13 protein-coding genes are annotated in these 25155 nt (G+C 49.0%); 10 read left to right on the forward strand and 3 right to left on the reverse strand.

The genetic code is table 11. From position 1 onward, the window contains the following. Window positions 1-264: 264 nt before the first annotated feature. The 4 genes from PUW25_RS01965 to PUW25_RS01980 all read left to right on the forward strand — a co-directional run bounded on the left by PUW25_RS01965 (window position 265) and on the right by PUW25_RS01980 (window position 6769). Window positions 265-702 (forward strand): RrF2 family transcriptional regulator, encoded by a 438-nt coding sequence (locus tag PUW25_RS01965; RefSeq protein WP_047911413.1) that lies wholly within the window; start codon window positions 265-267, stop codon window positions 700-702. Between the two features lie 151 nt (window positions 703-853). Beyond that, window positions 854-2761 (forward strand): sigma-70 family RNA polymerase sigma factor, encoded by a 1908-nt coding sequence (locus tag PUW25_RS01970; RefSeq protein ID WP_274337949.1) that lies wholly within the window; start codon window positions 854-856, stop codon window positions 2759-2761. Window positions 2762-2822: 61 nt separating this feature from the next. Beyond that, on the forward strand, window positions 2823-4748 hold the full coding sequence (locus PUW25_RS01975; protein ID WP_047911414.1) for an RNA polymerase sigma factor: 1926 nt from the start codon (window positions 2823-2825) through the stop codon (window positions 4746-4748). Window positions 4749-4795: 47 nt separating this feature from the next. Continuing rightward, entirely contained in the window at window positions 4796-6769 is a 1974-nt protein-coding gene (locus PUW25_RS01980) for an RNA polymerase sigma factor (protein ID WP_047911415.1), read from the forward strand. A gap of 20 nt (window positions 6770-6789) precedes the next feature. On the opposite strand, the gene PUW25_RS01985 is transcribed toward PUW25_RS01980, so the two are convergent. Together PUW25_RS01985 and PUW25_RS01990 are read right to left on the reverse strand one after the other, a co-directional pair. After that, the gene (locus PUW25_RS01985; protein ID WP_047911416.1) at window positions 6790-7773 is read right to left on the reverse strand and encodes a LacI family DNA-binding transcriptional regulator; all 984 of its coding nucleotides are present in this window, start codon (window positions 7771-7773) and stop codon (window positions 6790-6792) included. A gap of 167 nt (window positions 7774-7940) precedes the next feature. Further along, entirely contained in the window at window positions 7941-9380 is a 1440-nt protein-coding gene (locus tag PUW25_RS01990; protein ID WP_047911417.1) for a glycoside hydrolase family 1 protein, read from the reverse strand. A gap of 218 nt (window positions 9381-9598) precedes the next feature. On the opposite strand from PUW25_RS01990, the gene PUW25_RS01995 reads away from it, so the two are divergent. Together PUW25_RS01995 and PUW25_RS02000 are read left to right on the forward strand one after the other, a co-directional pair. Next, the gene (locus PUW25_RS01995) at window positions 9599-10669 is read left to right on the forward strand and encodes a lactonase family protein (RefSeq protein WP_238546337.1); all 1071 of its coding nucleotides are present in this window, start codon (window positions 9599-9601) and stop codon (window positions 10667-10669) included. A gap of 220 nt (window positions 10670-10889) precedes the next feature. Further along, window positions 10890-18740: an Ig-like domain-containing protein gene (locus PUW25_RS02000; RefSeq protein WP_274337950.1), complete on the forward strand. Its 7851-nt coding sequence runs from the start codon at window positions 10890-10892 to the stop codon at window positions 18738-18740. A 44-nt stretch (window positions 18741-18784) separates the two neighbouring features. Here PUW25_RS02000 and PUW25_RS02005 read toward each other — a convergent pair whose 3' ends face one another. After that, window positions 18785-19720 (reverse strand): class I SAM-dependent methyltransferase, encoded by a 936-nt coding sequence (locus PUW25_RS02005; RefSeq protein WP_274337951.1) that lies wholly within the window; start codon window positions 19718-19720, stop codon window positions 18785-18787. A 300-nt stretch (window positions 19721-20020) separates the two neighbouring features. Between PUW25_RS02005 and PUW25_RS02010 the strand changes: the two genes are divergently transcribed. The 4 genes from PUW25_RS02010 (at window position 20021) to cysW (ending at window position 25119) form a co-directional block, all read left to right on the forward strand. Continuing rightward, window positions 20021-21883, forward strand: a complete 1863-nt coding sequence (locus PUW25_RS02010) for a rhamnogalacturonan lyase (RefSeq protein ID WP_420799966.1) — start codon at window positions 20021-20023, stop codon at window positions 21881-21883. 367 nt (window positions 21884-22250) lie between these two features. Next, window positions 22251-23294 carry a sulfate ABC transporter substrate-binding protein gene (locus PUW25_RS02015; RefSeq protein WP_047911420.1) on the forward strand — a complete coding sequence of 348 codons (1044 nt, stop codon included), beginning with the start codon at window positions 22251-22253 and terminating at the stop codon, window positions 23292-23294. Between the two features lie 112 nt (window positions 23295-23406). Next, the gene (cysT, locus tag PUW25_RS02020) at window positions 23407-24243 is read left to right on the forward strand and encodes a sulfate ABC transporter permease subunit CysT (protein ID WP_205054430.1); all 837 of its coding nucleotides are present in this window, start codon (window positions 23407-23409) and stop codon (window positions 24241-24243) included. Window positions 24244-24255: 12 nt separating this feature from the next. Continuing rightward, window positions 24256-25119 (forward strand): sulfate ABC transporter permease subunit CysW, encoded by an 864-nt coding sequence (gene cysW / locus PUW25_RS02025; RefSeq protein ID WP_205054429.1) that lies wholly within the window; start codon window positions 24256-24258, stop codon window positions 25117-25119. Window positions 25120-25155 lie beyond the last annotated feature (36 nt).

Raw genomic sequence — 25155 nt, forward strand, 5'->3', positions numbered from 1 at the left:
TCGATATGAAATTTGACAAAGAAGAGTCTATACAGATCCATAAGAATCTGTGGACTCTTTTTATTTGTAAGTATTGGATTGGATGTAAACTTGACAAACAAAACTGTTATCAATAGAATAACAGTTGCTGGGAAGTGCGTTTATCTTAACTTATGATATATACGAAGGATGAGTCCGAGATTTATAGACGATTTCAGGGCATAACTAAATGATAAAGAAACGGGAGACAGGAAGCTTTGAGCGCTAATACAGGAGGTCAGGGTAATGAACAGTGAGTTCACGATTGCAGTGCATTGCCTGTTGTTTTTGGGTATCCGTGAAGGACGCATAGCAAATAGCGAGGACATTGCAGAGAGTGTATCGACGCATCCTGCCAGAGTACGCAAAGTGCTTAGTGTGCTGCGCAAGCATCAGTATGTAATGACAAAGGAAGGGGCTCACGGCGGTTATATGCTGAACAGCAAGCCGGATGAAGTGAGACTTGGTGATTTGTATCGCTTGTTTGCGTTAGGATCCTTTGGGCCTCATTGGCGTTCGGGGGATGAGGACTCCAGCTGCATGGTATCCTCTAATATCAAGGATGTCATGGGTACCATATATCATGACGGAGAGCACGTGGTGGAGCAATATCTGGACAGCATTACCCTTGCGGAAGTGAAGCATCGCTTGGAGGATAGATGGAAGAATAGAGATTTAACCTAAGCCTATGGTTTATGAAAGATCCGGTCGGGTACCGGGTCTTTTTTTATTTTCCATTAATAGTACTCAGAAGGATTATTTTACCTTAAAATGGATTTTAATATACAATGAAAGCAGCTGCTATTCCGCATTCTTAAAATAGAGGAAGTGACCTATGAGATCAGACATGGACTTATACCTACAGATGGAGGATTCCGAATTGTCGATTGCCGCATGCCAGGGTGATATTGAAGCGTATGAGGAGTTAGTTCGGCGTCATGGCAAGGAGCTCTATGCGTGGTCTTATATATACAGCAGAGAAGAACAGGTTAGGAGACGTTTACTCATAGAATCAATCTCGAAGAGCTGGTGTCAGCGTAATAAACTTAAGGATGAGGCTCAGCTTGTAAAGCTCCTGTTTCGAACGATGTATATTACTGCAAGAAAGCAATATAGAGCTACGGCTTGGAATAAGATATCTTACTCTCCATCAACGGTGCAAGACGAGACTACCTCTCAAATGACAAGGGATACCGACCGTTTGCTGTCACAAAAAATGAATAGTCTGCCGTTTGAAGAACGTACGATGTTACAAGCTTCATACATATTAGCCAAAATGCCTGCCGAGTTCGGAAAGTTTACGGGAATAGGAGAGATGAGGGCTGCCGCCAGTTTACAGCAAGCCAAGCAGATGATGAAAGAATCATCGCCATCTCTTAATACTTTTTTCGAGAAGGATCGCATGACTGTTTATGCACACGAGCATGAAAATTTGGAAGACGCACTTCAACAAGGTTTAACCGATGCCAGGGCTGGCAGATTCTCCAAGCGGCTAAGGAGAACATGGGGTGCAGCAGGCGTTGTGGTGATCGGTATCGCCATAATACTGGTAGTTGGTCTAGATTCCTGGGGAGGAAAGGGGATTCACGACCCCCTTAATAGGGCAGGAACCCGAGTCGTACCGGATGACAGCTACTGGCTGAGCACCGTAAGCTCGGATCGTGTTGCGGAGAGAAGGCTGCAGGAAGGGGATGCTCAATATTTGGGCTATGTGGCTGAACAGGGCGGGCTGAAGCTGATTATTGATGGAATGATGACACAAGGCGATTCAACCCTGATCTGGTATACCTTAACTGCGAAGAATGGGCAAGTAATGCCGGATAAGCTAAGTGGCTATATGTATGGAAGCCATAGCTTTAATTTGAGCGATACGTTGCGAACTCGATCGGGAAATGAAATTGTGCAGACAGAGAACCCCTCTACAATACAAGGGATGATGATATTCGATAGCCTGCATGATATCGTTCATCAGACAGTCCCGGAGGAATGGGTAGTCATCTTTAATGCGGCAGATGCGGAACGTCCGGAGTCAGTAATCTCACTAAGCCTAACGGTTCCATCCGTGCCATCACAGGCGCATGAGCTTATCACGGTCAACCAGGAATTTGAGCTGAATCATCGTTCTTTTATGATCAAGCAGGCTGAACTTACCGAAAATTATACCAAGATTGTGATTGAACCAGAATCAAGGCAGGAGGAGGATGCGGCACTGCTACGCAGCTTAAGGCTGAGGCTTGGTTCTAATGATCAGAGTTATTTGGGCCTGAACGGGCAGTCAATGAACTACGAGACTGACGAAGAAGGGCGAACGACACTGATATATCCTCCGGTGTATTATCTTGATTACAGTGGACTGTCACTGGTGAAGGATGCTGGACTTGTAACCATAACCGAAGAGTTTAAAGTAGATCTGGATGAGGGGAAATTAGTTGGTTATCCAGATCATTTCAATGGAGATTTTAAAATGAAGCGTTCAGGTGATGGTTCTGAGATGAAGCTGTACTTTAAGGATGCGGGATACATCAACGAAGAGGTTTTGTCCTCTTTAGAGGGTGTACCAAATGGACAGCTGGTATTTGACTTTTATGATGCGGAGGGCAATTATTATGCTTCCAGCGGAACAGGTTATGAGGGAGAATGGCGCACGTACTACATTCAGGATGGGGATTATCCTCAGCCGATTACGATTCCTGTAGTTTACGAAAAATTAGACGAGGAGACATTAAATATTCCTCTCTTATGAATCAATTTCATAAAACATTAAAATTGATTCTATTAAACAATAATTGAAAAGAGTTGGGGCTATGAGAACTTATACTGACCTTAATGATTCCGAATTGTCGATTACCGCATGCCAGGGTGATGTTGAAGCGTATGAGGAGGTAGTTCGGCGTCATGGCAAAAAGATATACATACTCGCATACATCACATCGCGGGATAACACGGCAGCACAGCAGTTAATGACCCGTTCCATATCAAAGACCTGGCATCATAGAAGTAAAATAAAGGCTAAAGATAAAATGCTGAACCTCCTGCTTAAGGAGATATGGGGATCTGCAGTGAGCAGTAATTTAAACGGTGCTGACAGAGCTGGCAAACCCGATAGACCGGATATAGCTGTAACCGACGTACAAGAGATTCTGCAGAATACTCCAGGTCAAATGCTGAACCATCGTGCTCTCGTGGTAGAAGAAGCATTGTCTCGTATGGGAGCCGAGGAGAGGACTGTATTCCTGCTCAGTTACGCCGCAAGGTTAGATATTCAAGAAATGATATCGTATGGATTTACTTCAGAGTCACAGGTTGAGCGAAAACGAAGTGAGGCTCTTCAGAGAATCAACATACATGCAGAGAAGCAGAAGGAGACGATCAGCGAAGCATTCTTGAAGCAGCATTTTAGGAAGGACCATGAAGCTCTGCTGTCCATATCTGAGATCGAGCTGGAGAGAGGGGTTCAGCAAGGTCTGGATGAGGCCAAGACTGGCAAAATGGCAAAGCGCAGCATAAGCAACAGGTTGATCTGGAGCGTGGCAGCAGGGCTTGTGGGCTTGTTTCTTCTTGGCAGTATATATCAAGCAGCTCCAGAGAAGCCCCAAGAAATGGAGACCTTCGATCAGAGCTACTGGGAAAGGACGCTTAAGGAAGATCCCATATCGCAGCAAAGGCTGGCTGAAGGAGATTTCGTCAAGATAGGAAAAGTGCTGCCTGAGCAGAATGGTCTTCGCCTGTATGTGGACGGTGCGATGCAGACGAGTGACGGACTGATGCTGTGGTACAGGCTCGAGAATACGGAGGGTGCAGCAGCTCCAATCCCAGATCGAGTCATTCTTTGGAGTGACGTGTATCGAGAGGTTGGTTCTGAATTCGACCGGGACAACATGCGAATGTGGGGAGACGGAAATCGAACATTTGGGAAAATTCTGTTGTCTAAACACCAGATGTCCAGCGGCACTTCTTTGTCCAGTGAGCATACCATTGTATTTCCTGCCAATGTGCAGGAGGACGATACCGATACATATCGATGGGCTTCCTTCGAAGTGCCTGTTCCTGATTTCGAGGAAAAGCCTGTTAAGCATATTGAGATAAACCAAACCTTCGAGATTCAAGACCGCAGCATTCATATTGATGAACTGCGCCTGACGACCGATGCGACAATTGTTCAGTTGGGGGCAGATTCTTCAACTATCATAACTATGGATCAATTAAACTTACCCCTTCTATCAGTGATAGAAAAGAGCTTGATGAGTATGACGGGTGAAGGGAAGGACTGGATTGAAGGATTCGGGAATGAAACCGAATGGTATTTTGATTCGATGTATTATGATGATTATTCTGAGATCAGACTCAGCTTTCATAGTATAAGTGGAATGGGGGAGCAGGCTAATCCGGTTATCGAGGTAAACACAGACACCGGCGAGATTGTAGAAGCACCGGAAGTGTACGATGGAGAAATTGAGATTACGGATGTTGCCAGTGATGCTTTCTTCTACATTTTCTTTCCTTCGTCAGAGGAGTCGAGCTATACACTCGACTATCAATATTCGGATGCGGAGGGTGTGTCCTACTTTGCACAAGGCATCGATCAAGTGGGCGGAAGACTGGCGTATAAAGTGACTGATTATGACTATGCGCAGCCTTTGACCTTTCAGATCGAGAAGTTAGTGTCCGGCGATGAGAATGCTTATATAGACAACGGTGATGCCATTAACTTAACCTTGGTAAAAAAATAAGGGCAGACCCCCAGACTGTGATCGGATGAGGAAAAAGAGGTGATACGGTGCAAAGTTTTGATAAGATGAACGATCGGGATTTAGAGAAAATGGCGTTTAGTGGGGGTTTCGATGCTTATGAGCACCTGTTGAAGCGTCATGCGGCAAGTCTGTTTGTCACAGCCTATGCGATATCCCGAAGCAGGAGCACCGCGGATGCACTTGTATCGGCCACGGTGTCCATCACCTGGCATCAGGTCAAAGCAGGGAAGCGGCGAGAGGATCTCGTGACTGCCTTGTTTCGTAACATGCTGCTCTATGCTAAGCGGTTAAGAAGAGCAGATGGAGCTGATGCTGCAATAGAACCATCCACGGCAGTGGGTGAATCTGATGAGCTTACACCTAGCTCTAATAAGCTGGGTGACCCGGCTGTAGCGGGTGAGCATGTTCAAGTGATGCGCAGCAACCGAGCCGAATTGATGGAGACACTCATGAGCCAGATGAGCTTTGAACACAGTGTCGTATTCCTGCTGACTTATATTGCAGAACAGCCCATAGCGGAGATAGCAAAATACATATCAAGATCGGAGAAGACAACTTCTAGACGGCTTGATGAGATGCTGAATGCTGTGGCCAAAGAGATGGGGGAAAGCGAAGTCGCAGCGGTCACGTCTTTTATCCGCAAGCACTTTTCCAAGGAAAAAGAATACTTGAGCTCGGTAGAGGTGAGTAATGATGCAGAGGCAGCAGTACAGAAGGGACTACTCCAGGCTGGGCAGGGTGTTCTCCCGAGGCACAGGAACAAGAAGGTATGGGCTTGGACGCTTGGTGTATCGCTTGGTGTAGTTGTCCTTGCTATCCTTGTGCTTAATCCTTTCCGCGAGAAGGAGATTCACGCGTCTCTTAATTTTTCCGGCACAAGAGTCGTCCCGGATGAGAGCTTAATCAATACTACTGCGAGCAGCGATGGGTATCTCAGATCACGGGTTGCGGATGGGGATTACGAGAAGCTCGGTTATGCAATGAAATTAGATGATGGATCCCGGCTGATCATTGACGGAGCGATTGATTATGGAAGAGAAACATTATTAATGTATACGCTGGAAAAGAAAGAGCCCGAGGTCTCTGCTTCGATCGTGGACGGATCTATTCTGGAGCGATCGACTTTGCTGCTGTTAGGTTATTTGCAGAATCAGATGGTTCTTGAAGAGACAGAGCAGGCTGAGAAAGGTTTTGTTACGTTTGTTCGAACCAATCCCACGGTTTCTTCGGAAGGTGCCTTGCTCCAATTCGAAGTTGAGGTTCAGGGGGATGAGACGCATACCGTCATGTTAGAAACAGACTATCCTCATGAGGTCGAGCAGCCGGCCAAAGAGATCGCGATGGATGAGAGCTTCACAATTGAAGGCCAGACCTACCATATTAACGGCATGACGATCAGCTCGGACTACACGCGGGTGAAGATGAGGCCTGATATTCTCAATGAGAGAGGGATAGAGAGTCTGAAGAATGTTCGTCTGGACCGGGTAAGAGAGAATTCGAGATCCGGAAGCAGAGTAGTGGAGATTGCAGGGGATGATCTGATCTTTCCATCCATCTATTATGAGGATTCATATGAAGAACTCCAACTTACCTTAGTTGAGGAGCTGTTCAGCTTGGAGACTCCTTTTGTTATTGATCTAAATAATCCTGCGCTTGTCCAGTATCCAGCGGGGATGGAGCCTGAATCCTACGGGGTCACCTATGCTGGGCATACAGATGGTCCATATCATACGATCTACTTTCCTGCTTGGGAAGGAATTCAATATGAGATTTCGGATTATTATACGGATGCGGCAGGTCAGGTGTATCCAGCGATAGATAACATATTTGAAGTGGATAAAGTCAGAATGAACATTCCAGACCTAGAGTATGAACAGCCGCTTACTTTTTACTTCTCAATACTCGACCAGGATCAACGGAGTGCGGACAATAACCTAGCGAATTATGATCCGCTGGAAGGTCGTATTTCAGTTCCCCTCATTATAAATCCACAGAATTAGTCGCTATGAAGCTACCGCGATTAGACACTGGATCTTTCAACTAATTCAAAAGGAATGACGGTCTTGGAACTAGGCGCATTGTCCTTCACTTCCACATTCCTGCTGTTATAGAACGTGCGAAAGGCTTCTCTTCCGATCTCCTGAAGATGCTGGTCAATGGACGTGAGACCAAGTGCCTCGGAGATCGGGAGATTGTCGAAGCCGATAATGGCAAGATCCTGGGGAATGCGAAGCCCGAGGGCTTGAGCTCTCAGGATGACTCCGGCTGCCGCTTCATCGCCAGTAACGAGCAGAGCGGTGGGGCGTTCCTTCATCTTCATGAGGGTATCAATGACACGGATACCGTCTTTAATCTCTGTGCAATCGGTGAAGATCCATTCCGGATGCAAGACTTCTCCCTGCTCATGAAGCAGGGTCTTATAAGCAAGATACCTGGCTTGGCTGCTTGCACTGTCAGGCCGCCCCACACAATAACCGATGGCCCTATGACCGTGCTGAATCAGGTACTGTATTCCCTTTAGAAAGGCTTCATAATGATCGGTATAGACAGCCGCAATTTGCTCATTCTCTGTATACTCACAAGTAACGATGGGACCATACTTGGCGTAAGCAGCAATAGCTTCAAGCTCAAGTGCACGGGAGCAGAAGATGAGACCGTCAATCTGCTTGGTAGATAGCAGCTGAAGTGCTTTAAGCTCTTCTTGTGTCTCGTACCGAGATTGGTATAGCAGCGTTCCATAGCCGGACTTGGCAGCTTCATCCATAATGCCTGACAATATCGTTTGAAAATAGGGATGGCTGTTCGGGACGATGACCCCGACACGATCGGTTTGACCCTTAATCAAATGCACCGCGCTTGAATTCGGCTTATATCCTTCCTTCTCCATAATGTGCTGTACTTTCTGGCGAGTTGCTTCATTGACGTATGGATGATTGTTCAGCACGCGGGACACGGTAGTTACAGATACACCGGCCAGCTTGGCAATGGATTTAATATTGGCCATCTATATGTTTCACCTCCTGATCTAACGATATTATACCCTTGGATACGGTTTATCGCGAAATCCACAAACACAAAAGCCCCTCGAAAGGGGCTTAATAGAAGCAAAGTTATTGTAGTACATTCAGTTCCAGTTCGAGGTAAACCCAGAATATCCTGTTGACTGTAAAATTAGATGTTTTCTCCGTTCGTCTTAATAACATCCTGGTACCAGAAGTAGCTGTCTTTCTTGATACGGCGAAGATCCTTGCCGCCCTCCTCATCCTGGTTGACGTAGACGAAGCCATATCTCTTCTGATAGCCGTTCAGCCAGCTGAGCAGATCCGTGAAGGACCAGCTGCAATAGCCAATCAGCTCCACCCCGTCAGCAATCGCCTGCTTGCACTGATGAAGATGGGACTTAAGGTAGGCGATCCGGTATTCATCATGAACCTGGTCTCCGGACTCCAGCTTGTCGAACTCGCCAAGACCGTTCTCCGTAATAAAGATGGGGAGATCATAGCGGCTCGTAATCCTGCGCATACCGATACGAAGACCGATGGGATCGATATTCCAGTCCCAGTTCGATTTTTCAATATGAGGATTGTTCGCTGTCTTATATAGACCTGGAATTCCGGTTGATTCATTGCTGCCCTTCTTGCCGGTATTGTTCATTTTGCCTGAAGAAACTCCGCCATGCAGCGGATTATGCTCGTACGTAATGGTCTGATAATAATTGACACCGACAAAATCAGGCATCCCCAGCTTCAGCAGCTCCTGATCTCCTTCCTCAAACACAGGAGCGAGTCCCTGCTGTTTCAAGTGGCGGTAAGGAATGCTGGGATATTCACCCCGGCAATAGACATCAAGCCACCAATAGCTTGTGAACTCCTCTGCATTCTCATATGCCAGCATGTCTTCTGGTGAACTCGAAGCCGGATAGGAAGGAGTATACGCAAAGCTGGGTCCGATCTTGCCGTCCGGTACATGCTTGCGGAAGGAGGTGATGGCCTGCGCATTCGCAAGGAACATGATGTGGTTGGCTTCATAGAAGCGTTTGCGATCCTTGACCGCGGGTGGATGCATGCCAAGCATGTACGCATGATTGGTATTATGATTCTGTTCATTGAGAGACACCCAGTATTTGACCCGGTCTCCGAATCTTTTGTACAAGGTGATGCAGTACTGGTTGAAATCTTCGATAATTTCCCGTGATTCCCAGCCGCCGTAACGGTCTTGAAGTGCCTGCGGCACATCCCAATGATATAGGGTCAGCACGGGTTCAATGCTGTGGGCGACCAGCTCATCAATCAGGCTGTCGTAGAATGCGAGTCCGGCTTCGTTGACTTCACCTGTGCCATGCGGATAAATTCTTGGCCAGCTGACCGAGAATCGGTACGATTTAAGACCCATCTCAGCCATGAGCTGTACGTCTTCCTTGTATCTGTGATAGTGATCTACAGCGATATCCCCGCTCGTATCCTTGTAGGTGGTGCCTGGAATTTTGGTATATAGATCCCATACGGAAGGTCCCTTGCCGTCTTCATTCCAAGCGCCTTCAATCTGATAGGCAGCAGAAGCAGAGCCCCAGAGAAAGTCCGCCGGGAAGGAAGGTGATTTTTCATGTATCATATTTTATGTCCTCCTTGCAAGTTATGTCTATGATTACAGCTGACCATAGCTTTTACATAAGCATCTTAAGTTATGAAATGCATTTCAGAGCAATAGTCTATTCGTGAAATTTTTGTAAACCGCCTTGTTTTTGAAGGGATGGAAGTCATTTGTGGTTAATAGATTAATATCAATTCCAGTAGTCTATCCAGTGATGATATGAATATAAGGAGCGATCGATGATGAACCCACAAGCGAAGAAATCAGACGAGGTTTGTTTCTATACGGGGACTTATTCTGCGGCAGCAGACCCTGGCATTTATTTGGTGGCCGTGAACAAGGATAGTGGAGAGATGCGAATTGTGAACCAGGCATCGGGAATCGAGCGTCCCTCCTTCCTTGCGCTGCATCCGAATGGTGAAGTATTGTATGCGGTGAGCGAGACAGGTGAAGGGGAACTGTTTACTTATAAAATAGATCCGTCGACGAGTGAGCTGCAGCTTCTGGACCGTAAACCGACCGAAGGTGCTGACCCTTGCTATGTTTCGGTAGATCAGAGCGGCAGCTATGTGCTTGTAGCTAACTACTCAAGTGGAAGTGTCAATGTATATAAGCTGGATGAATCCTCCATTCCTGTGGAGATGTCTGCGAAGATTGAGCATGTAGGCAAGGGCTTCCGTGAAGATCGGCAGGAGGGACCGCATGCACATTCCATCGTACCGGATCCGGCAGGTGAGTATGCTATCGTGTGTGATCTTGGGCTGGATCAGATCATTGTGTACCGTATGCAGGAGGGTAAGCTGTCAACCCATTATGAGCTGAAGCTGCCTGCCGGTTCAGGTCCGAGACATTTGGTGATCCATCCCAATGAGAAATTTGCTTATGTCGTTAATGAGCTGAACAATACGGTTACGGCACTAACCTTCAACAAGAATCGTGGAGAATTCCAGATCACGCATCATATCTCAACACGGGATGAAACGGAACAGTCAGAAAATACAGGTGCGGATATACGCATATCCTCCTGCGGTCGTTTCCTCTATGTATCCAACCGTGGTGATGATTCAATCGCGCTGTTTCATATTAATGAGGAGAGCGGTGAGCTTACCGCAGTAGAGTGTACAGGTACAGAAGGCAAGACGCCAAGAAACTTCAATCTGCTGGAGGGCGGCTTGCTGATCGCGGCCAATCAGGACAGTGACAACCTTATTTCCTTCAAAATAGACAGTGAAAACGGGCGACTTACGCCAACTGGGTACGAGCTTGAAATCCCTGCTCCTGTTTGCATTGAACCCTGTAAGAAGGGGTAACATTTATTGGTTGAATCAATTTCATAACTCATTAAAGGGATGATGAAATTGATTCCCTATATAAATATGAAATGCCATGAATTATATGGTCCTTGTGAGGCATGATCCAGATCTGGATTATGCCTTTTTTGCTGTTTTCATAATTAATCTGCATAGTACAAAGTCATAAACAATATATTGTATGGGGATTTATGCTATTTTTGGGGGTGGACAGCGCAAGATGCCTTTTATATTAAGGTTTAATACAACAATGAACGGAGCTATGACTTTTACAGGCAATACACTGGGGCTAAACAAGGTAACCAATCAGAATAATCAGGGAAATACAGGCTCAATTGGAGCATTCAGCACGTTGAATACTTCGGTCCGGGTCGGTAATTTCCCGCTGGGAACAACGCTGGATTATACCCAGAATGCATCAACTGCTATTTTGGATTTGCCTAGCGGTTCGACGGTTCTGTATGCCGAATTGATCTGGGCAGCCAGCTACAATACGGGGGGGAATAACGTCATTGGGCAGATCGGCAACCCTGTGTTATTCACTACACCGGCAGGAACCTTCTCCGTTGCTCCTGATCCGGCGACAGCGCGGAATACCGCACCGACAGCGAATGATTATGTCAATTCGGCAAATGTAACGGCTCTTGTCCAGCAAGGGGGAGCCGGTACTTATATAACGGGGGCGGTGCCAGGGACGGTCACAGCATCGAATAACAATGATAACTTCGCCGGATGGACGCTGGCTGTCGTGTATGAGAATCCGTTCCTCCCGTCAAGGAACATGAGCGTGTTTGTCGGTGCAGAGGTCGTGAACCAGGCGCTTGGTGCGGCGACCGCTACGATTACCGGGTTCGCTACACCTGTTACTGGTGTCGTGAGCGGAAGGCTGATGGTCAGCGCAGGAGAGGGTGATCCTCAGCTGCTAGGTGATCAGCTGAGGTTTGGACCAACAACAGCAACGCTTGTAGCCATATCAGGTCCGAACAATCCGGTCAGTAATTTTTTTGGTTCGCAGATCAACAACAATCTGGGGCTCTTGGATACAAGGGGAACGTTTGGCAGTCTAAATAGTACGCCAGGTAATGCGGTCATTGGTGCCAGACAAGGGTGGGATATAACCAATGTTGACGTATCCTCCAGACTTGTCAATTCGCAGACTTCTGCTGTCATTCAGGCCACATCCCAGGGGGATGCTTATCTTGTAAATGGTCTCGGACTTCAAGTGGACGTGAATGCGCCATTTTTTGTATTTAATAAGAGCTCCAATGTGAGCAGTGCACTGGTTGGAGATGTGGTTCAGTATACACTCACCGCAGGCAATACAGGTACGGCCTCTGCCAATTTGGTGCTGCTGCAGGATACATTTTCTGCTTCCGGCGTATTCGTTCCGGGCTCCTTCTCCGTGAATGGTGTAGCACAGCCAGGTGCAGATCCAACGGTTGGGGTCAATCTGGGTACTGTGGCTCCAGGGCAGACGCTGACGATTATCTACTCGGTTCAAATTGTGTCTAGGCCGCCAGGATCAACACAGTCGAATGTAGCAAATCTCACCTACAATTTTCAAAGTCTTCCGGGCGGACCGACTTTCCAAGGGATGTCTCAATCGAACGGAAACAGCATTTCAATCGGCAATCGGCCGCCAACGACACAGAACTATTCCCTTGTCACCAATGAGAATATTCCCGCCGGGGGTCAGGTTACAGGTACGGATCCGGACGGAGATGCGCTGACCTTCTCACTGAATTCGGTGCCGACAAGCGGAACAGCAATCGTCAATCCCGATGGCACGTATCAATACACCCCTAACACAGGCTTCGTTGGGAACGACTCCTTTACCGTATTGGTCAGCGATGGCTTCGGCGGAACAGCAGTTTCAACGATTGCAGTAACGGTGCTTAATCAGCCGCCTATTGCTAATAACCTGGATGTGTCCACGACCAAGAACGTTCCTGCAACAGGTCAAGTCACAGCGACGGATCCAAATGGAGATGTGCTCACGTTCAGTCTGAATTCATTACCGTCAAACGGTACGGTTGTATTCAATCCAGACGGAACCTTCCAGTATAATCCGAACCCTGGCTTTGCGGGCAACGATTCGTTCACCTATCTCGTCACCGATCCGAATGGAGGCACAGCCATTGGAATCGTCACGGTTCACGTTCTCAATCAGCCGCCCGTGGCACAGAACCTAAATCTGATAACGCCAGAGAATCTGTTTATTACAGGTCAGGTGATTGCGACCGATCCGGATGGGGATACAGTGACGTTTACATTAAATGCTCCGCCAGTAAATGGAACGGTAGTGGTGAATGCAGACGGAACGTTCCAGTACAATCCGAATCCTGGATTCATCGGTACAGATACCTTCACGGTGCTGGTCACTGATCCGAGCGGGGGCACTGCCATCTCTACCGTGACGATAGAGGTAATCAATCTGCCGCCGGTAACAAGTAATCTGAGTGTAGCGACAACATTAGGTGTGCCTGCAGGAGGTCAGGTTACAGCAACCGATCCGAACGGGGATCCGCTGACCTTCACACTGCAGTCTGCTCCATCCAATGGTACAGCCGTGGTCAACCCGGATGGTACGTTCACGTACACTCCGAATCCTGGCTTCCTTGGAGTAGATAACTTTAACGTGCTGGTAAGCGACCCGAATGGCGGGACGGCGGTTTCCGTTGTCACCGTTACGGTCACGAATCAGCCGCCAATCGTTCAGAATTTATCGTTGTCTACGTTAGGGAACACACCAGCCGGAGGTCAGGTCATTGCGACCGATCCGGATGGAAATCCACTGACATTCAGCTTGAATTCACTGCCAATGAACGGATCTGTAATTGTGAATCCGGATGGTACGTTCACGTATACGCCGAATCCTGGATTTGCTGGAGTGGATTCCTTCACCGTTCTCGTATCCGATGGCTTTGGCGGCACAGCAATTGGCACGGTAACGGTCAGTGTGCAGAATCTGCCGCCGGTAACCAGCGATGTTTCTCTATCTACACTGCAGAATCTGCCCGCCGGGGGCCAAGTCGTAGCGACCGATCCGAATGGCGATCCGCTGACCTTTTCACAGTTGTCTGCACCAGCTAATGGAACTGTGGTAGTGAATCCGGACGGAACGTTTACCTATACGCCGAATACGGGGTATGTGGGTCCAGACAGCTTCACTGTTCTTGTATCGGATGGGCTCGGCGGCACGGCCATATCCACGGTGTTCATCACGGTGATCGATCAGCCGCCGATCGGGCAGACACAAAATTTCAGCACACTGCAAAATACACCGCTGCCAGGACAGCTGCTTGCAACCGATCCGGATGGCGATGCGCTGACCTTTACGCTCCTGTCTCCTCCGGCGAATGGAACAGCGGTCGTCAATCCTGATGGTACTTTCACGTATACTCCGGCTGCAGGATTTGTGGGTACCGATTCGTTCACAGCCCTGATCAGCGATGGCAAAGGCGGCACCGCTGTCGGTACAGCCATTATCACGGTCATCGATCAGCCGCCGGTTGCACAGGATTTGACACTCACGACAAACGTCAATACACCGGTAGCAGGGCAAATTCCAGCGACCGATCCAGATGGCGATGCGCTGACCTATACCGTATCCGTTCCACCAGCAAACGGGACAGTGGTACTAAATCCGGACGGCAGCTTCACGTATACTCCTAATTTTAATTTTGTAGGGACAGATACATTCTCGGTGCTCGTCAGTGATGGTAAGGGAGGAACTGCGACTTCCACGGTTACGATCGGTGTGCCTGTTGATGCGCCGGTAACTTCAGATGTTACTTTAAATACGACCACGGATGTCCCGGTTGGGGGTCAAGTCATTGCCACCGATCCGCAAGGCCAAACGCTGACCTATGCTGTGCTGGTTCCGCCAGCGAATGGTACGGTGTTGCTGAATCCTGCAGATGGGACGTTTACCTATACACCAAATGCAGGCTTTATCGGGACAGATACCTTCACGGTCCGAGTTACGAATACAAGCGGCGTATTCTCAGATTCACTGGTTACGGTCAACGTCAGCAACGTTCCACCGATTGCAGGCAACCTGACGCTGGATACGTTCCAGAACATTCCGGTTGCAGGCCAGATTCCAGCGAGCGACCCTGACGGCAATCCGCTGAACTACACCTTGTCTGTACCGCCTGCACTGGGTACCGTATTGCTAAACCCGGCGGATGGTACGTTTACGTATACACCGAATGCAGGTGTCGTTGGTGTAGATACGTTCTCTGTGCTTGTCGATGACGGACGGGGTGGGACGGCGACTTCCGTCGTTACGGTGAATATTATTGATCGTCCGCCTGTAACTCAGGATGTAAGTCTAAGTACACCGAACAGCATACCAGTGGCTGGCGCTGTGACCGCCACCGATCCGGACGGGGATCCGCTTACCTTCAGTCTCAATGCTGCCCCGGTCTTTGGAACAGCTGTGGTCAACCCGGACGGTACATTCACCTATACACCCAATGCAGGTTATGTAGGACCAGACAGCTTCACCGTTCTGGTGGATGACGGGAAAGGCGGCACCGCCATCTCTACGGTGAGTATTACAGTGACCAATGCTCCACCTGTAGCGACAGGGACGAGTGTGACGACGCCGCAGAATACACCAGCCAATGGTGCGGTCACTGCCGTCGATCCAGAAGGTAATCCCCTGACCTTCTCACTGCTCAGTTCACCGGTGAATGGAACAGCGGTTGTTAATGCTGACGGTACATTTAGTTATTTCCCGAATACCGGTTATGTAGGGCCGGACAGCTTCACGGTCCTTGTCAGTGATGGATTGGGAGGTACAGCTATTGCCTCGGTTGAAGTTACCGTCACAGACAATCCGCCGGTGACATCAGATCTGAGTCTGACAACGAATATTAACACGCCGGTAGCCGGGCAAGTGACAGCGGCAGACCCAGATGGCGATCCACTAACCTTCGGCATTCTGTCACTTGCAGCAAATGGTATTGCCGAGGTGAATCCGGATGGAACGTTTATCTATACGCCGAACACGGGTTACAGCGGCCCTGACAGCTTCACCGTGCTGGTGAGCGATGGGAAGGGCGGAACGGCAGTATCCACCGTCACGGTCCAAGTCGTCAATCGTCCGCCGGTTGTATCCAATACAACATACGGTACGGTACAGTCAGTACCCGTCTCAGGTATTGTCACGGCAAGTGACCCGGATGGCGATCCGCTGAGCTATGTGATAGATACACCTCCAGCGAGTGGAACGGTATTGCTTAACCCGGATGGTACCTTCACTTACACACCCATTCCGACCTTCTTCGGTACCGATTTCTTCACTGTAGCGGTCAGTGATGGACGGGGTGGGATCACCTTTGGGGTTATCACAATTGATGTTGCTATTAATCCACCGGTTGTGCAGGACCTGAGCGTAAGTACAGGAGGCAATACACCTGTATCTTCGCAGGTAGTGGTAACAGATCCGAACGGATTACCGATAACGGTGGCGCTGCTCTCGCCTCCTCTCAGTGGAACGGTAGTGGTGAATCCAGATGGAACGTTCACTTATACGCCGGATCCCGGGTTTATAGGTACCGATAGCTTCACGGTTCAGGCGGTGAATTCAGCAGGCGGATCGGGTGTGGGTACCGTGACGGTGACCGTGTCCAACGTGCCTCCGACCGCAGATGGTGCAAGCTTAACAACAATCCAGAATACGTCTGTGTCAGGAGCGGTGACAGCTAGTGATCCGGACGGTAATCCACTAACGTTCACCTTGAATTCGACACCTTCAAGCGGAACGGTGATCTTGAATGCGGACGGTTCATTTACGTACACACCAAACACCGGCTTTGTCGGTGCAGATTCCTTCACCGTTCTGGTCAGTGACGGACTCGGAGGTACGGCGATTGCGCTGGTGACGATTACCGTCACAGGTCGTCCGCCGATTACGCAGGATCAATCCATTGAAACGGGACCAAACACAAGTGTAGACGGACAGATTATTGCGTCAGATCCGGATGGCGATCCGCTGACTTATGTTATTGGATCTCTCCCGACGAATGGCACCGTCGTACTGAATGCCGACGGCAGCTTCATCTATACCCCGAATACCGGCTTTGTAGGTACCGATTCATTTACGGTATGGGTACTGGATGGAACAGGAGGGTCTGCCGTATCCACAGTCAGTATTACGATACCGAACCTGCCGCCCATTGTATCTGACTTTGCAACAAGCACACTTGTCGGCACACCTGTAACGTCACAGATTCCAGCCGTGGATCCGGAGGGTAATCCGCTCACTTATGCGCTAGGAACGGCGCCATTGAGCGGTACGGTCGTAGTCAATCCAGATGGGACGTTTACGTATACTCCGGATGTCGCCTTTATCGGAACAGATACCTTCACAGTAGTTGTAACTGACCCATTTGGAGCTTCAACCACCGGAAGGGTGACGATTACCGTGTTCTCTGCTCCACCGGTGGCACCTGATATTTTCTTGACCACCCCGATTAATACGCCGGTAAGCGGAGTAGTGATTGCATCCGATCCGCAAGCAAGCACCTTGATCTACACTCAATATGTACCTCTGCCGAGCAACGGTACGGTGGTGGTCAATCCGGACGGTACGTTTACGTATACACCAAACCCGGGCTTTACGGGGGTTGATACCTTCCCGATCATAGTATCTGATTTGTTTGGGGAGAACGCGATTTCTCGAGTGACCATCGTGGTAGGTGAGGATGTACCGATTGCCACTCCGGTGAATGTGGGGACTGCAGCGGGGCAGCCGGTTACCGGGTTTATACCGGCAGAGGATCCCGCCGGGTTGCCGCTGATCTTCACACTCGGGAATCCGCCGACGAACGGGACGGCTGTCGTGAGCCCGGATGGTACGTTTACGTATACACCGAATCCTGGTTTTACCGGTACAGATACGTTTAGTGTGATCGTGACGAACAGTGCAGGAATATCGGCGGTTGCACCGGTTACGGTCATTGTAGGCGGCGACTCGCCAGTTGCATCTCCGGTAAATGTAAGAACGACAGAGGGTCAGCCGGTTAGTGGTACAGTCATCGCGAACGATCCGAATGGACTCGCGCTGACGTTCTCGCTGGGCATTCCTCCATCAAATGGCACGGTGGTCGTCAATCCAGACGGTACGTTTACGTACACGCCTGATCCGGGCTTTGTCGGAACCGATTCCTTTACTGTCATTGTGACCAACAGTGCAGGACTGTTTACAGTGGCTTTTGCTATGGTAACGGTGCTTCAGGAAAGTCCTCCTTTTACAGCGGGACCGATTACGACTGATATCGGCATAGGAACAAATCAGGGGCAGCCGGTCACCGGACAGATTCTGGCCAGCAGTCCAGCAGGGCTTACATTAACATATACAGTCCTGCAATCGCCGGCTAACGGATCACTGGAGCTGAACCCGGATGGAAGCTTTATCTATACACCGAATCCAGGCTTTAGTGGTACGGATACTTTTTCGGTCACAGTAACAGACAGTCAGGGCCGTACTGCCGTATCCACCGTTACCGTCGTTGTTTATCCTCCGGCAAATACGGGAGGAGAGACGACCATTCGAGTTCAACTGACAACACCTCAAGGCAGGCCGGTAAGCGGAGCGGCAGATGGCGGACCGGGGGCCGTATACCAGGTGTATAGCCAGCCTGCGAATGGAAATCTAAGACTTCGTCCAGACGGCACGTTTACGTATACGCCAAATCCAGGCTTTATCGGCAGCGATACGTTTACCATCCGATATATCGATTCCAGAGGAGCTGTCTATCTATATGTAGTGACCGTGAATGTAGTGGCGTTATCCAACACGGTGCTGATTGATCTAAGAACAGAGGAGAATACTTCTGTATCCGGCGATCTGAACGCTTTTGGACGATTGACAACAGCACAGCTCGTGGATCCGCCGAATAACGGAAGGGTTACACTAAATGCCAATGGAACCTTCACTTATATACCGGATCTCGATTATATCGGGCCTGATCAGATTACGTTCATCGTTACGCTTGCTTCGGGCGAGACCTATACGGTCATCGTCAATATCAGGGTCGTTCCGGGTGGAGATGAATAAGGCAGAATAGTAATGAAAAAGCACAAATGAAAGGCCCGGGGGAATCAATTCCTTTTCCCGGGCTTCTTTTTGTTTATCTTTGACTTGTTTTTGGCAGATGGCTCCTGTGATCTGCTGTGTCTGGAAACGCGAGATGGATTTGCCTTCGTTCTTCTGCCGGACCCATAGTAAGGATGCTTGGTATCCGGAGGAGGGATATCAGAAGTAGGCTTCGGAGCGGCCAAATGAGGATTATCAGCGGATGGTGCGGTGCTTGCTTCAAGGGAAGGATGTAACTGATCCGCGTCCAATATTGCAGAGAGATGCTCAGTCTGTACCCATCGATCTCCATAACGGAGATTTCGGAATGCCGCTCTCTGTTCCTTAACGTACAGCGGCTCTTCCAGCTCGCAGGATCTCCACATTTCAAGATCTGGTGTTGATACGGGTTCCTTGATAACAAGAAAATGATACATAATTTGATAGGCCACATTTAATTGGCTCTGCCGAAGCAGCACGAGCTCCAGATCATCGTACGCTCCGTATTCGGGGAAATAAAAAAACTCCATTCGGATCAGTCTCAAATCGATGGGAGCAGCTCCCGGGACAGGTTCAGCGAGGGACCATGCGGGCGGCCAGGAGAAGGAATGCTCCTCATCACCAATGAGCTTGTGATTATCCTGTGTCCAGTAGCGCGGAGAATGCTCGTTGAACTGCTGCTTATACAGCGGATTCACCATATTGGCCGTTACGTGGGCGTAAGGAGCCACGATACATACAATGGCTTTATGCTTACATACCCGGTAAATCTCATGCAGGACGTTGTTCAAATTATGAACATACTGGAGGCTGTGTGAAGCAATAAGAAATTCAGCGCTGTCGTCATCAAACGGAAGAGGATCATTTAAATTATGGACCAGATCGACCCCATCATAAGGAATCAAGTCGATACCGATACATCCGGGAAATTTCTGCTGTCCACAGCCTAGATCGATTCTCAAGAAAATCCCCTCTTTTCTAACAGGCCTGTATTGTCACAGGTCTTTGTCGGCTCTTCTTTAGTTGTATGCCGGGGGAGTTGATCTCGTATAAGCGTTCATCCCCTAAGGGCTAAACTTGTATCCTTCAATGGGCGAATCCATCTCTCTGCTCAAAAAGAAGTCGGATTTTTAAATATCAATTATGCTAAAGGACCTATTTATGGGATTCATTGTATAAAATATAATTCTACTCACAATATGAAGCGCTTACAAACATGTGTATCCAAAGCAGGTAGTTACCTAATTAAAGGAGGCTATATCATGTTAAGCAAAAAACGAAGCTGGCGAACTGCGGGGCTGGCGATGCTCAGTGCAGCGATGATTGGGGGTTGCATTGGTGTTTCCCCAGGCGAGGCGGGGGCGGCGAATCCAAGGCAAATGGAGTATCTGGACCGCGGAGTGGTGGCTGTAAAAACAGGTACAGGTGTATTCGTCAGCTGGCGGCTTCTCGGAACTGAAGGCTCTAACGTCGGATTCAATGTATATCGCGATGGAACCAAGGTGAATGCTTCTCCCATAACGAATAGTACGAATCTGCAGGACAATGCCGGTACAGCGAGCTCGAAGTATACAGTAAGAGCTGTCGTGAATGGTGCGGAACAGGCTGCTTCTCCGGCAGCAAGCGTGTGGGGGACAAATCATTTGAATGTACCTCTGATGAAGCCTGCTGGCGGGACAACCCCTGACGGTGTAGCTTATACGTACAGTGCCAATGATGCGAGCGCAGGGGATCTCGATGGCGACGGGAAATATGAGCTGATCGTAAAATGGGACCCGTCGAACTCCAAAGACAATTCGCAGAGCGGCTATACGGGGGAAGTATTTATTGATGCATACAAGCTTGATGGAACAAGACTCTGGCGGATCAGTCTCGGCAAAAATATTCGTGCAGGCGCGCATTATACTCAGTTTATGGTCTACGATCTGGATGGCGACGGCAAGGCCGAAGTTGCAATGAAAACGGCTGACGGTACCAAAGACGCTGCAGGCACGGTCATCGGTGATGGAAGCAAGGATTATCGGAACAGCAGCGGCTATATATTATCGGGGCCGGAGTATCTGACCGTATTTAACGGCCAGACGGGCCGAGTGCTTACTACAGTGAATTACGAGCCGCCGCGCGGCACCGTAAGCAATTGGGGAGATAATTATGGCAATCGGGTTGATCGCTTCCTTGCAGGTATCGCCTATCTTGATGGAGAAAGACCGAGTCTGGTCATGGCGAGAGGATATTACACCCGGTCTGTTCTAGTAGCCTATGATTATAGAAATGGTCAGCTCACCAAGCGATGGACCTTTGATTCCAATTCGTCCGGGAATTCGGGTTATGCCGGTCAAGGGAATCATAATTTAAGTGTTGGCGACGTGGATAACGATGGAAGAGATGAAATTATATATGGCGCAATGGCGGTTGATGATAATGGTCAGGGCTTGTATACGACAGGACTTGGCCACGGCGATGCGATGCACCTGAGCGATCTGGATCCGGATCGGGCTGGACTTGAGGTATTCCAGGTTCATGAGGTTCCTTCGAATGCAGGTATCGAATTCAGAGATGCTGATTCCGGGTCCTTAATCTGGGGAGTTCCAACGACCAAGGATATAGGCAGGGGCATGGCCTCAGATATTGATCCTCGGTATAAAGGCGCTGAGGTCTGGGCCAATGGAGTACTGTACACAGCGAAGGGACAGGTTATTGTTAACAAGGTACCGTCTACGAATTTCGGCATCTGGTGGGACGGAGATCTGAGCAGAGAGCTGCTGGATAATAATCGGATCGATAAATGGAATCATCAGACATCCACAACAACGAATCTGCTGACGGCGACAGGAGCAGCGAGCAACAACGGAACGAAGGCAACTCCAAACCTTCAGGCTGACCTGCTGGGAGACTGGCGGGAGGAAGCCGTGTGGCGGACAGATGACAGCACAGCCCTTCGGATCTATACAACGACTGCAATTACAGATCAGCGGATCTACACCTTGATGCATGACCCCATCTATCGTCTTGGCATCGCATGGCAAAATGTGGCCTACAATCAGCCGCCGCATACCAGCTTCTACTTGGGCACAGGGATGAGCACACCGCCTGCACCGAGCATCCGACTGGTCGGAGGACCCTAATGAAGAACTAAATAATCAGAATATCAGGGACCGCGTTTTTAATGCGGTTCTTTTTCTGTTTATCCAATAGAATAGAGGAGGTTGAGAGGTGATTTGGAAAAAAGAGAGCACGTATCTTTTCCTATCTATAATTGTTAAAAAATGTTTGACAGCGCTGGTCTGCGTTATTAAAATGTAACATAACATACTAAACAGGTAGGAATAAACGATTTATTATCAGCCTACCGCAGGGCAGCGGATGAGCAGCGGCAGCATAGAACAGCAGACACGGAAGATAACCGGTTTGACCCTTCTATCGCGAGCCAGGCTCCTCCGTTTTTACTATTCAATGATGGGCGGCTTCTATAAAAGAAAGGATGTCTACTATATGAAAAAGGGTGTTCGTAACCGTCTGAAAATAGGGGTTGGGGTATTGCTTGCGGCTTCACTTGCTGCATCGCTTACCGCTTGCGGAAGTGGAAATGCCGATAATGGTTCTCTGAAGCTGCTGAACGTGTCCTATGATCCTACTCGTGAGCTGTATGAACAGTACAATGCGGCGTTTGCTGCCTATTGGGAGAAGGAGAAGGGGCAGAAGGTCACAATTAACGAGTCACACGGCGGATCAGGGAAACAAAGCCGTTCAGTGATCGACGGATTGAAAGCCGATGTAGTTACACTGGCTCTTGGCTATGATATTGATGCCATTGAAGCAGCTGGACTTATTGATGCAGGCTGGCAGGATGAATATGAGCTTAACAGCTCACCTTATACATCAACCATTGTGTTTCTTGTGAGAAAAGGGAATCCGAAGGATATTCAGGATTGGGATGATCTCATTAAAGAAGGTGTGGAGGTCATAACCCCGAATCCACAGACATCGGGAGGAGCCCGCTGGAATTATTTGGCCGCATGGGGTTACGCACTGAAGCAGAATAACAATGATGAGGCCAAGGCAAAGGAATTTATTACAGAGCTGTTCAAGCATACGCCTGTACTTGATACAGGAGCCCGCGGCTCCACGACGACCTTTGTAGAACGGGGAATAGGCGATGTTCTGCTCGCATGGGAGAACGAGGCCCTGCTGTCGATCAAGGAACAAGGTGCAGATAAATTCGATATTGTCTACCCATCGATCAGTATTTTGGCTGAGCCGCCTGTAGCTGTAGTAGACAAGAATGTAGATAAAAATGGAACACGTGAAGCAGCAGAGGCTTATCTGGAATACTTGTACAGTGAAGAAGGGCAGAAGATTGCTGCCGAGAACTTCTACCGTCCGACTCTTCCTGCTGTTGCTGAACAGTATAAAGAGAATTTTCCAGAGCTTGCGCTGTTCACACTGAACGATGTATTTGGTACATGGAAAGAAACACAAGAGAAGCATTTCAGCGAGAACGGAATATTCTCTCAAATCTATGTGCCAAGCAATTAAGCAATGAATTTACATTTTAAATTACTATTCATATGAACTCGACATTATTGCAGCCATACAAGACTAGAGATGCCGACCGGAGACGGCCGGAGGCATGAAGGGATGAGTAAGCATGAGCAGGGCAGGAACAGCCCGGGTCAGAGTACTTCCGGGTTTTGGGATAAATATGGGATTTACGGTGCTGTATTTAAGTTTGGTTGTCTTGATTCCACTAGCAGCACTGCTGTTCAATTCAACAGGTCTGACATGGGCCAAGTTTGCAGATATGGCTACGGATCCGCGAATTCTCGCGTCCTTCCGCGTCAGCTTTACGACTGCGGGCTTTGCTGCATTCGCCAACCTGTTTCTAGGGCTGCTGCTAGCCTGGGTGCTGGTCCGGTACGAGTTCCCTGGCAAGAAAATATTTGATGCCATCATCGATCTGCCCTTTGCACTTCCAACCGCAGTTGCGGGGGTTGCGCTCACGGCGCTCTATGCACCGAACGGGTGGATTGGCTCCATTGTTGAACCGCTGGGAATTCAGATCGCATTCTCGCAGCTTGGGATTACGCTTGCCCTGATGTTCATCGGTATTCCATTTGTGGTACGTACAGTCCAGCCGGTACTGGCTGAACTGGAGAAGGATGTAGAAGAAGCGGCAGCTACTCTGGGAGCTGGACGCTGGCTTACTTTTCGCAAGGTCGTTCTGCCAGAGCTTATTCCTCCTTTGCTTACCGGATTTGCTCTTGCATTCGCGAGAGGAATCGGTGAATACGGCTCGGTTGTGTTCATTTCAGGCAACATGCCGATGAAGACGGAGATTGCTCCGCTCCTCATCATGACCCAGCTTGAGCGGTTTGATTATGCAGGGGCAACAGCGGTTGCGCTGCTGCTGCTTATCGTCTCCTTTGTCCTGTTGTTTCTTATTAATACATTACAGCGCTGGAGCCGGAAGACATCCCGCAAATAGGAGGAATGCATTATGGCAGGAACCGTACCTGTAGGAGCAAATACACGGACGAATGCAAAACAGTCCCGGGCGACGACAGAAGCGCCTTGGGTGAAGTGGGTGCTCATCGGAGCGGCCATACTCGTTATGGGCTGGCTGCTGATTTTGCCGCTGGTTATTGTTATTGCTGAAGCGTTGAAGCAAGGGGCGGGGGTGTTCTTTGCTGCACTCTCGGATCCGGATGCGCTGTCTGCGCTTAGACTTACACTGCTGGTCGCTGTGATTACTGTACCGCTGAATACGGTGTTCGGCATCGCGGCCGCTTGGGTTATTACGAAGTTTCAATTTCGCGGGAAGGGTCTGCTCATTACCTTGATCGATCTGCCCTTCTCCATTTCGCCGGTTGTTGCCGGCTTGATGCTTGTTCTTGTCTTTGGATCTCACGGCTGGCTCGGACCTTTATTAGAGTCATGGAATATGAGCATCATTTTTGCGGTTCCAGGTATTGTGCTTGCCACTTTGTTTATCACGTTCCCATTTGTAGCACGCGAGCTGATTCCGCTGATGGAGGATCAGGGAACACAGGAGGAAGAAGCCGCTGTGATGCTGGGAGCCAAGGGCTGGCGAGTGTTCTTCCAAGTGACGCTTCCTAACATTAAATGGGGTCTGCTGTATGGTGTCATCTTGTGTAATGCCAGAGCGATGGGGGAATTCGGAGCGGTGTCTGTCGTATCGGGTCACATTCGCGGACTGACAAATACACTGCCGCTCCACGTGGAGATTTTGTATAACGAGTATCAGTTTGCCGCTTCATTTGCGGTTGCATCCCTGCTGCTCGTGCTTGCCCTGATTACACTTATACTCAAGAGCTGGTTTACTAGGAAGGGTACGCATTAGAGCTTTCTGAAGTCAGGGTGTGTTCCTGCAGATTCG

It is taken from the genome of Paenibacillus urinalis (assembly GCF_028747985.1).
Classification (GTDB): domain Bacteria; phylum Bacillota; class Bacilli; order Paenibacillales; family Paenibacillaceae; genus Paenibacillus; species Paenibacillus urinalis.